Genomic DNA, 11,632 nt, shown 5'->3' with positions numbered 1-11,632 from the left:
AATTCGGGCGAATAAACCATTCGCCCGAATTATCCCCAACCTGCTTCAGTAGGCAGGCACAAATCAATTTCCTCCACTCACTTTCGTTGCCGGGCTGGCTTTGGCCTCTGCCGTAGGAGACGAACTGGATGGTACATCCAGGTGATTCCAGTTGATCAGGACATTCCAGAGTAGCGGAGCGTCGTGGTGGTTCAGAAAGCGGTGTAAGGGGTCGAAGGTAAAGGCAACCACCCGACCCGAACCTACGGGTACGTTGAAAATACCCCCATGACCGATGATGGCCTGTTCATTCCGAACCATTCCGGAAAGCACATAAGGGTCTTCTTTCTTCGGTGTTTCTTTTGCCTTGTCTTTCATCGGCTTTTTATCCGGCATACCCATAATGGCACCTTTGTACTCCTCTTCGTCTTTGAGTGGTTTCGTGCCATACTGCATCAGCATCATGTCGCGGTTATACTTCTTCGTTTGCAGAAGCGGTGCAATGCCCCGGAAAATAGAGAACGTTTCGGGGAAGCCATACATGACCGGGCTGTCGGGTCGGCGGTTTTTAACGGTTACAATCGAGCCCGGATGGAAAAGCGTTGGTGCGTTTACCTGGTCGAGATCGCGGGCAATACCCGTCTCGGCAATCATCAGCGATGAGTTGTCGAGTGTGACGAGCACACCACCTGCTTCAACAAATTTTTTCAGCTGATCGACCCCTTCAAAACCTGGTCCACCGGTCATATCGCTGGTTGCATCCGGATAGCCGTGCGATGGGAATTCGGCGGTTTTCGTAAAAGGCATTGGGCCGTATTTAGTATCAATCTCATGGATGAAGTTGGTTGCAGAGCCACGCATCCGGGGAATCAGAATGACGTCAAATTTCTTCCTTAATTCACCCGCTTTCAAATGATCTTTGTTAATGGATGTATACGGAATACCGCGCTGTTCGAACGTAAACCGCGCCCAGCCTTCGTCCTGGGTATTGAACCAGCTGTGGTAAATAGCTACACGGGGCAGGCTGACTTCGTGTTGCCGCAAGGGCGATCCGATGGCTACCGGCTCGGCTTTAGCGGCCTGTAAATTGAGGCCAAACTGCGTGGCTAGTTTTTTAGACTGATCGGCCGTCAAGCCTTTGAACACAACCGCACCAGCCGCCAGCGTATCCTTAATTCCGGCAAAGGTAGTTTTAGAGTCGAGAACAACGGCTTTGGCCAGCTTGTTCTGCGTTTTTGTCCACAGTAACGCAGGCAGCAGGTTGTTCTGACCCTTGTAGTTCAATACATAGTTCGTGCCGTCGCCATCTACATTTCCGGCGTATTTCACATCATCGCTAATGAGTTTGAGATCGCTCGTTATGTATTTTACGCTGTCTTCTGCCTTCACGTCTACACCATACAGGTAACCTAGTGTCCAGGCAATGTCGTCGTAGGGCGGGAATTTGGCTTCTTTCGGGTAATTCTGTTTGGTCAGCAGCGAAACGGCAAGGTTCCGGTAGGGTTGATTCAACAGGACAACATAATCGCCCTGATCCTTTCCCGACTCAGTTTTATGAACTTCAATTGCCTGTGCCCGCAGTTGGTTGACCAGATACGCGGCCATGGCCGGATCGCGCTGATTCTTCGGAATAACAAAAGCACGAGGTGTTTCTTCTGTCCCTTTTCTGATGTTATTCAGCCCTTTCTGGTAGAAGTTCTTTAGCAACATCCGGCTGTTTGTTGCCCCATACGACAGGGATGCCAGCACACCCGCTTGCATGTAGTTGATGCCGTTCCGATAGGACCAGTATACTTTTTCAGTGGCTGGATCGGGCCGGTACCACTCTTTAGACGTAACGGCATCGCCTGCATATTTCTGTTCGGCCAGATCGCGCAGGTAGGTGTTCGCACCCGCATTTCCGAAGGTTTCATAAAAACGTCCGGCTGCATTGTGGTTGTTCGAAATCCAGAGTGCATAACCCGGATACCAGCCATCGTAGAACGCCCAGGTAAACACGCCGGGAATGCCCTGCGCTGCCAGTGACGTGATGTCATGATTGGCCATCGTCTGCCATTCGCCGATGGTGATCGGGTCGATGGTTTCGTTGTAGGGGCCAGTTCCGGTTGAGATGTAAAGCAAGGGGACTGACTCGTGCAGATCGAGGCTAACCGTTGGATGCCAGTCGTAAAAGATTTTGAATAAGGCTTTGGTCAGCGCCTGCGATACCTGCAACCCATCGCGGTTGTTATCGTGGTAGGTATATTTTCCCCAGTAAGGTGGTGATTTCGGGAAACCGTCTTCGTAGTCTTTTCGGCTTTTCGTGTAGCGAAAATACCAGTCGACCTGCTTATCCCAGCCATCGGGCTCCGAGACCGGATTGATCAGTACGATAATGTTATCCCGAATGGTTTTGATCTCTGGTGCCTGGCTGGTTATCAGCCGATAAGCCAGTTCCATCAGCATTTCCGGCGAACCCATTTCGGGCGAGTGTAAACCACCGTTGAGGTAATAAACGAGTTTGGTGTCGCCCAGAATTTTCTCCAGATCCTGACTACCTACCTTGCGGGGGTCGGCCAGAAGAGCCAATTGGTTTTTGTAGTGATCCAGCCGTTTCATGGCATCCTCGCTGCCAATAGCAACCAACTGTATCGGTCGACCTTCTTCGCTGGTGCTTACCTGCTGTATAGTGATGTTGGGTGAGCTTTGGGCTAATTTCTGGTAGTAACCGTAGATTTCAGGAGTACGGTGCAATATGCCGGGTGTGCCGATGATCTGACCGAAGTGTTTGATGGGGGAGGGTACTTTCGGGTCGTCGGGGAGGTTCAGAACTGATGCGGGTAAAAACCGCTTATCGGTCGTGTATTCTTTAATTTTCTGGTTGTACGTTTCGTCGATGTTTTGTGCCTGGGCCGACACGCCAATAAGCGTTAGCCCAATAGCAACCAGAGAGTGTACTCGCCTGATTAACTGGCTATTGGTAGAGGAGGCCATAATAAAGATAGGTTAAGCGTTTGTTGGTAAATTTTCCTTAAATATTGGCTTATGAAGCAACTATATCAAGCTAGATCAGAATTTAATTTTAGATGTCATGGTATTTGCCAAATAAAGAAAAGGTAATATCTGAATAGTGCTAAATTTGTGTATGTGTTCTGCTAAATACTGGTGAACCGGGGTTTGCCGCTCGCTAAGTCGATAAGTAGCTTCCCTTCCTCATTTTCATGCGTTGGCCAGGTGATGACCAGCCTATTCTTCTGACTGACTACTATGCGCCAATTTTCGCCTGGAAGCCCGATAAATCGATTGGTATCTGTGCATAAACTACAGAACTATAGCACATTAACAATAACAGAAGCAGGCAATTGTCGGGAAACGCAGATACAGGAAGCAAATTAATCGAACCATGACCAAAAGAGACGATCCGGCCCGATCATCCACATTGGCTAACAGCCGATAATCTTCCTGATTCCGCCAGTTATTTAATCAATTCCGCCTGTTATAAATCGGGACTAATTCGCGACTAATGGGTACTGTACTTTTATCGTACCAGTCAGGCAAGTCAAGTTGGAAGCCTGCTCTTTTTTAATCGATACCAGTAGTCTGAGTCTGTAAGACGAATGATTCATTTGCAGTACTCCGACGAACCAGAAACCTTTTAGCCGAATGACTATTTTTGATACCATAGTAGCGCAGAAACGGCAGGAAGTGGCTCGGCGTCGAGCCATTACTCCCTCACGGCAGCTACAAAACTGGCCGTTGTTTAAGCGTCAGCCCTTATCGATCTGCCAGTCACTTACCGCCACTACATCGTCGGGAATTATTGCTGAGTGTAAACAAAAAACAACAGCCAGCGGCTTTGCTAGTGAACAGATGTCGGTACGGGAAACCGCAGCCGGGTACGTACGCGCAGGAGCCGCCTGTCTGTCGGTGCTGACTGATGGGCCATTTTTCGGCGGCTATACCGACGATTTGATTCAGGCTCGGCTTGGCAACCCATCCACACCAATTCTGAGGAAAGATTTTATCGTAGATCCGTATCAGATTCTGGAAGCAAAGGCAATCGGAGCTGATTGTATCCTACTGATGGCGGCCTGCCTGCAACCCAATGACGTGATCGAATATAGCCAGCTTGCTCATGCTCTGGGCATGGAGGTACTGTTGGAAGTCGGCAGCGCAGCAGAAATAGAAAGCTATTTACACGAGAGTATTGACCTGGTCGGGGTCAGCCAATGTGCCGGTAACAGTTGCGTTACGTCAGCTGAATTTGCCCGACAACTCGCGCCGTTAATTCCCGACCAGTTCATAAAAGTGGCCCAAAATGGCAAACAGAGCGCTGGCTCGATACTGGCCTTGAAACAGGCTGGCTATCAGGGTTTTCTGCTGGGGGATAGCCTTTGGTGCTCAGTAATGAAGAAAAGTGCAGGAAAACCGGTAATACCGGGCATGTCGTCGGCAGGGCGGTTTACACCAAATCAGCAGGCCCATTTTCAGCCATCCTCCTTTCCCGTTTACTTTTGAGCTTGCAATTGGTCTATAAGATTTGATCATAAATGAATTTTTTCTTTAGTAACGTGGGCTCATTCGTTTAGGATCAGCAACAACCCGGTCACCAGAATCAACGGGTCGGGTTCGTATCTTTGCCTCACCTGTTGTCGATGTGGCGTCAGCCCTGACAGATTGCTTATGCCTCGGTTTTCTATCCTGCTTTGTGTAGCCCTGATTGGTCAGTTATTTACAGCTTGTCAAACACCACATGCCCCAAAGCGAATTACTCCCGCCTTTTATCACTGGAAAGCCGTTTATGAACCTAAGCAGACCGAAAAAGAAATTCTTCGACAGGCCGGTGTTGATCGACTCTACATTCGCTTTTTCGACGTTGACTGGGACGACCAAAAGCATCGGCCGACGCCAAAATCGGTCGTTCGTTTTGCCGAACGACCCCAGACTTTAACCGTAATTCCGGTGGTGTTTATTACCAATCGAACTATGCTGGCTTTGCCGGCGTCGGAAGTGCCGGTGCTGGCAAAGCAACTGGCGCAGAAAATTCAACAAATCGCCAACGCGCATCGGTTACAACTCCATGAAGTTCAGCTCGACTGCGATTGGTCACCCCGAAGCCGGAACCGATATTTTACACTGATTCGATTGGTAAAAAAACAACTGAACTTACCTATGTCGGCAACCATTCGATTGCATCAGATCAAGTATGCCGAACGAACCGGTGTACCGCCCGTTGAGCGGGGAATGCTGATGTTTTATAACATGGCCGACTGGAAGAATTCATCGACGCATAATTCTATTCTTGATCTGGATGTTGCCAATCGCTACATCGGTTTCGTTGAAAAATATCCATTGCCACTGGATGCCGTTTTGCCACTTTTCAGCTGGACAATTGTTTATCGGAATAACCGTTTCTTAACCATTCTCAACAACGTGGAAAGTAGGCAGCTGGCTACCTGTTCTTTTCTGCAACGCGAAGCCGATCAGAGTCGTTATCTGGCCCTTCGTGATACAGTAGCATTTGGGTTCAGCGTACGAAAGGGAGATTTGTTTCGGGCGGAAGCCTGTAGTGAGCAGGATCTCACGAAGGCTAAGCACCAATTACTATCCCGGATTCATAATCAGTCACTGACATTTTCTCTTTACCACCTCGACAGTACCGTTCTTGTCTCTTACACTCATGCCTACCTCCAAACCCTCTTTGAACCGATTCCGCAGAATTAGTTTGTCAATTGGTATTCTGCTGGCTTTTGCCTGCGGGCCCGGCCTGTTCGACGAAAACGAATTTTTAAGCTATTTTCTGCCCGAGAGCAGCAATGCGCAACCCCAGGATAAACGGTATTTTTTTACCCCGCAACTGTATAACTATGATTCGGAGACAGAGGCCGATACCGTTCGCCAGGCTGATGAAAACCTGAATGCATGGGCTGCATACGCGGGCGGTAATGTACCGGCAACGGCTGTAGCCAAAGTACTCTATGAAGGAGATGAAAGCGCCGGGAATCGGTTTGTTTCGCAGTTAAGCCGTGCCCATGCCCCGGCGCTCGATTATCTGAAGCTGGCTCTGCAAGCTGATAAGGCTAGTGGTGGGGGTGATATCTGGAATCCAGACCCCGCCGATACTACCCAGCTAACCCAATTGCTTGATGAAGCACGAACGAAATTCAGTGCGGTCGATGATCCGTTTCTTAAGGAGCGTTATGCCTATCAGGCCGTGAAAATGGCCGACCAGATCGGCGAACACGATCAATGCCTGGACCTGTATGATCAACTTATAACGCCGATCACGAGGAAGACATTCATCAGTGAATGGGCCTTATGTCGACATGCCGGTGCTGCGTTCTCGCTGGGCGATACGGCGCTGGCTATCTACGAATTTGCGCAGGTATTTGACCGTTGTCCATCACGTCGGCCGCAAGCCGAAGCCAGCCTGCGCATCTACGGCATCCGGTTTCGGGAGGAAGCTTTAAAATACGCCAAAAACGATCGGGAAAAAGCGGCTGTGTATGCGCTTTGTGCCATTCAACCCAAGCAGGATGCGCTCCCACTCCTCAAGGAACTGATCGCGTTAGCCCCCGAAAATCCGTTGGTTGAATTGACAATGGCGCGGGAGATCAACCGGAATGAGTATTTTTTCCTGGGAGAGCAAAACCCGATTTATGGCTATGATGAAACGACAAAGAAAGACTCGATAGCCTTTGAGGATCGCCGGAAAACGTCGGTTTCCTATGCAGATCAGTTGCGGGTATTTGCCCTGGATGCGGCCAAAAATGAGAAACTGAACGATCCGGCCTATTGGTATACGGCCGCTGCCTATCTGGCTTATCTGGAAAAAGATTACGATGCCGCAACAACTACGCTCGACAAAGCCGAACAGGCCAGGACGAGCAACGCTGACCTGAAAAAACAGATTGCCCTACAGCGGATGCTGCTGCTGGCTGCGCAAACCGAAACCATTAATTCTCAGGTTGAAAATCAACTTATTGGTTATCTGGAGCAGTTCGGCAACGCGAAGAATTTTAGGCTTAACAATGCGTTCGTGGAGGTTTGTCAGCAGTTTGCCCGGCGCTACCAGCAGGAAGCGGCTGGCAGCAAGTCGGGTGGCTGGCTGTCGGGTTGCAGCCGCCCTAACAAAGATGCTGGAAAGGAAATGACCATCGCAAAGTCATTTTTACTAACGATGCTGACCTCGTCGCAATTGAACAGGAGCGAAGCCTATGTCAATCTCAATTCTGATCAGTTAGTGATCGAGGATAGTACATCAGCGGCTACCATGCAGCGGGTTGTCGCTTTTTCACAACAGCCTAACCCGACTGATTTCGACAAGCGTTTACTGAAATTAACCGGATTTGATGCTGACTATCTGAATACGCTGCTGGGTCGTCGGTTACTGGCCGAACATCGGTATGCTGAAGCGGTCACGGCATTCGGTAAAGTCGACAGTAAGGTATGGAGCGACGAACCGTTTGCATCCAATTTCAATCATAATCCATTTGAAGTGCCCGTCAACAGACAGGAAGCGGCCGGAGCCAATTCCTATACGCCAGTACAGTTTGCCCAACGCATGGTTGAGCTACAACAAGAGGCACCTAAACGAACGGGCGACGAAGCCGCCAAACTTTATTATGAACTGGGGTGTGGCGCTTATAATTTGAGCTGGTTTGGCAACTCATGGATACTCGTAAAACGCTCGTGGAGTTCGGCCGAACTGGTTTCTTCTTTATACGGCCAGATGAAATCGACTGAGCGGGCGCAACTGGAGCAGCAATTGATCCGGAACGTCTATTACTCAGCTCAACCGGCTAAAGTGTTTTTTGAGCAGGCAATGAAAGCGGCCAGGCAACCCGAATTAGCAGCCCAAGCATGTTTTATGGCAGCCCGTTGTGAGCAGAATGAACTGACGGTTCGACTGGCAATTGAGGAAGTAAAGCGGGGGTATGCCGACTTTGATGAGAAGGAGTGGAGCGCGCTAATCCGAAAGCTCCAGCGAGAGCAATATGGGCGTTATTTCTCGCGATTGTCTATGGATTATAAACAAACAAAGTTTCAGGCCGAAATACTTCGTGAGTGTGCTACTTATGCCGATTATGTGGCTCATCGTTAATACGACCAACCTCATCGAACGATTTGGTTATGGGAGACACATATGCCCGAATAGGCGTTCATTGACGACAAAATCGATAGGAATACCCAATAAATTAAAGAAAATAAGTTCGACAGATTATGACAGACTATTTTGATAGCTTTGTACGAAAAGTGTAGATTTAAGTCTGTTATCATTCTGTATGCGTGGCTATTTTGGTTTAAAAATCGTTCTGATGTTCGCTTTTGGGTTCGTATTCGGAGCCTGTAACTCATCCCGCAGGGACGATCAATCGCAGGAAAATGTGTCTGACAAGTCGGTTTCCGGCCAGCAAGCGACGCCGTTTAAGCCCGGTGAAAAAAGAGACGGAATGGTCTGGGTACCGGGTGGCGCGTTCGAAATGGGGGCCGACGAGTTTACCGATTCACGGCCCGTGCATCCGGTTTCGGTAAAAGGCTTCTGGATGGACGAACATGAAGTAACCAACGTCCAGTTCGCTGAATTCGTGAAAGCAACCGGGTATAAAACTGTAGCCGAGCGTCCGCTTAATCCGACCGATTATCCGGGCGTTCCTGCCGAGCAGCTTGTGCCGGGTTCGGCCGTATTTACACCGCCAGCTGCCGAAGTCTCGCTCAACAACCCATTGCAATGGTGGAAATACATTCCAGGCGCTAACTGGGAGCATCCCAATGGTCCGGCAAGCACCATAAAAGGGCATGAGAACGAGCCTGTTGTCCAGGTTAGTTATGACGACGCGATGGCCTATGCCAAGTGGGCAAACAAACGATTGCCTACCGAGGCTGAATGGGAGTTTGCAGCCAGGGGCGGGACGAATAACCAGACATACTATTGGGGAAATGAGCTAAAACCCAGCGGTAAATGGGTTGCCAATATCCATCAGGGAAACTTTCCGGAAAAGAACACACTGGAAGATGGCTACGCTGGAGCCGCCCCCGTTAAATCGTTTCCAGCCAATCCATTCGGTTTATTTGATATGGAGGGAAATGTATGGGAGTGGTGTCAGGATTTTTATCGACCCGATTATTACTCCAGTTCGCCCAAAGTCGATCCGAAGGGGCCGGAAGATAGTTATGATCCAGAAGAGCCAGGAGCTGTTAAACGAGTGCAGCGAGGTGGCTCATTTCTGTGCAGTGATCAGTATTGCATTCGCTATAAAGCGGGTAGTCGGGGCAAAGGCGAGGTGAGCAGTGGCAGCAACAACCTGGGTTTCCGTTGCGTGCGTTAGTAAGCTTAAAGAAAAAGTACAGCGAACACAACAGTTATATCATCACGTTGCGTTCGCTGTACCGCTTTATTAATCAATTTATTGCCGTGGTTTCTGCAGTTTCCGTTTGAAATAATCGGCTGTGGCATTCCCCATTTTGAGTGCGTTTGTGTGTTTCATCCAGTGGTGGGTATCATCAGGAATCACGAGCGTTTCCATCGATACGCCTTTCACTTCCAGGCGTCTGACCAGGTCGGTACTCTGATTGAACCGGACATTACGGTCGTCGTCGCCGTGAATGATCAGAACCGGCGAGGTCCAGGTGCTGATCGATGAGATGGGCGATGATTCGAAAACGACTTTAGCCGCTTTGTCGGCGTCGGGTATTTTTTCGACGCGGTCGGATGGACCAATGCCAAACCGTTGCTGACTCCAGTCGTGTACACCATGAATATCGACGCCAGCCGCGAAGAGTTTAGAGTCGCGGGCCAGTGCCAGCGCCGTCAGATAACCACCATAAGAGCCGCCATAAATGCCAATTTTAGCTGCATCGACCTGCGGTTGTTCGGTTAGCCAGATGGCTGCTGCCCGAACATCCTGGTATTCAGATGCTCCGGTTGCACCCCCGTTGGCGGGTTGATGAAAATCATAGCCGTAGCCAATGCCTAGCCGATAATTTACGGATAAGACCACAAAACCCTGACTGGCCAAATATTGGTTGAGCGCGTAAGAATTGGCGTAATAATCGGAGTAGTTCCAGCCCAGCAGCATCTGACGGGGCGGGCCGCCATGCACATAAATGAGGGCCGGTTTTTTTGCCTGACCGCCAGCGGGTTCAAACAGTTGACCATGAACAGTCATCCCATCCGGCGATTTGAAGGTTACCTGCCTTGGTGTTACGAGCTGGGTTTGCGGAAAACTGGCCGGAATTAAATTCTGACCAAGCAGTTTAGGCGTTCCTTTGGTAAAGGCCATCACAGTAGGGAGCGGAGGGCGTTGAGCTGTAGCACTAAACATGGCTACCGTCGATCCATCACCCGTAATAACAGGCATCCACTCCAGACCAGCACCGGGGGTCAGCACTTCCATTTCGGCTTTGTCTACCGGAACGCGAACTACATGCCGTCGGTCGATGTCGAGTTTGTCGGGGCCAGTGTTGCCGCTGAAAACCAGCCATTTCCGATCATGGCTTAGGGTAATGTGTTCAGCCATAAATGGAGAAGAGGTGAGCAGCAACGGATTACCACCAGCCGACGAAATGGAATACAGGTGCGGCCAGCCATCCTGATAAGACAGGTACACGATACGATCATTAGCCGCCCAATGTAAGTTGAAGCCGCCATGCGTGCTCGGAACCGAACCCGCCAGCGTTTTGGGAGCCTGCCAGATCTGGGTGGCTGTTCCTGAGACGGCATCGGCTGTCCAGATCGACCAGGCCTGATGTTTACGGGTCAGCACAGAATCAGGAGCACCGCCAGCACCGGGTGTTCGGGCAAATACGATTTTTCGGCCATCGGGCGACCATCGTGGTGAACGATCACGCGAAAAAGAGGGAGCGATCCAGGTGATGGGCGTTGTTTCATTGGTGAAAACGCCAATAAAGGCATGATCTTTCCGATCACAAACGAAAGCCAGTTTTGACCCGTCGGGCGACCATTCGATAGAGCCATTGGTGCCACGAGCGTTGAAAAACGCTTTAGCCGCCGATGATCCATTGGTTGGGGCTATCCAGACCTGTCCACCTTTGATGAAGGCAATCCGATCACTTTTCGGAGATAGAACGGGTTCATCACCCTCGGCAATGGCTTTGGGTTCACCGCCCGCAAAGGGTACGCTCCATACCTGCACTTTGGGCGGTATGGGCGACGAGGTTGTATTTACCGCGACATCATCATCCCAGTTGGAACCATGATCACCACCGCGTACATAAACGACCCATTGGCCATCGTCCGAAATCGACAGACTGGTGATTTCCTGGCCGTCGTCCTCGGTATAATTTGTGAGTTTTCGGGGCGTAAAGTCTGGTCCCTGCGCCACATACACATTGCGTTTTCCCTGCTCGTTTAGGGCCCAAGCAATGCGCGAACCCTCGGCCGAACTGGTCAAATCACTTGGGAATGGGTAGCTCTTAATGGCTTCCAGCGAGAAGGTTTGGGCCTGTAGCTGGTTTAATTGAAACAAAAGAATGCCTAAGGTCAGGCAGAGGAAGGTAAACTTTTTCATGGTTGCCGTAGGAGGAATTGCCCGCTAAAACTCAGTAGCTCGGTTGCAGACTTTAAGTAAGCAATTTCTTTCGTATTCTGTCTTACTGAAGGAATAAAATTCTACATATCAGTCGTATAGTACTATAGTTTATAGGCTAAACT

6 protein-coding genes are annotated in these 11,632 nt (G+C 49.9%); 4 read left to right on the top strand and 2 right to left on the bottom strand.

Translation table 11 applies throughout. The features are described from left to right. Positions 1-63: 63 nt before the first annotated feature. A complete protein-coding gene (locus GJR95_RS18160) occupies positions 64-2,952 on the bottom strand; it encodes a M14 family zinc carboxypeptidase (protein ID WP_162387211.1) in 2,889 nt (962 codons plus the stop codon). Between the two features lie 669 nt (positions 2,953-3,621). On the opposite strand from GJR95_RS18160, the gene GJR95_RS18155 reads away from it, so the two are divergent. The 4 genes from GJR95_RS18155 to GJR95_RS18140 all read left to right on the top strand — a co-directional run bounded on the left by GJR95_RS18155 (position 3,622) and on the right by GJR95_RS18140 (position 9,287). Further along, a complete protein-coding gene (locus GJR95_RS18155) occupies positions 3,622-4,476 on the top strand; it encodes an indole-3-glycerol phosphate synthase TrpC (RefSeq protein ID WP_162387210.1) in 855 nt (284 codons plus the stop codon). 165 nt (positions 4,477-4,641) lie between these two features. After that, positions 4,642-5,682, top strand: a complete 1,041-nt coding sequence (locus tag GJR95_RS18150; RefSeq protein WP_162387209.1) for a hypothetical protein — start codon at positions 4,642-4,644, stop codon at positions 5,680-5,682. Beyond that, positions 5,639-8,062, top strand: coding sequence for a hypothetical protein (locus GJR95_RS18145; protein ID WP_162387208.1), 2,424 nt, complete (start codon positions 5,639-5,641; stop codon positions 8,060-8,062). The genes GJR95_RS18150 and GJR95_RS18145 overlap by 44 nt, the downstream gene beginning before the upstream one ends. A gap of 349 nt (positions 8,063-8,411) precedes the next feature. Continuing rightward, entirely contained in the window at positions 8,412-9,287 is an 876-nt protein-coding gene (locus GJR95_RS18140) for a formylglycine-generating enzyme family protein (RefSeq protein ID WP_232541285.1), read from the top strand. 78 nt (positions 9,288-9,365) lie between these two features. On the opposite strand, the gene GJR95_RS18135 is transcribed toward GJR95_RS18140, so the two are convergent. Then, complete coding sequence (locus GJR95_RS18135; protein WP_162387206.1) at positions 9,366-11,489, bottom strand: S9 family peptidase; 2,124 nt, start codon at positions 11,487-11,489, stop codon at positions 9,366-9,368. Positions 11,490-11,632: the final 143 nt, after the last annotated feature.

Source organism: Spirosoma endbachense (genome assembly GCF_010233585.1).
Lineage (GTDB): Bacteria > Bacteroidota > Bacteroidia > Cytophagales > Spirosomataceae > Spirosoma > Spirosoma endbachense.
Note: the sequence above shows the minus strand (reverse complement) of the source record. Positions and strands in the feature narration are given on the sequence as shown.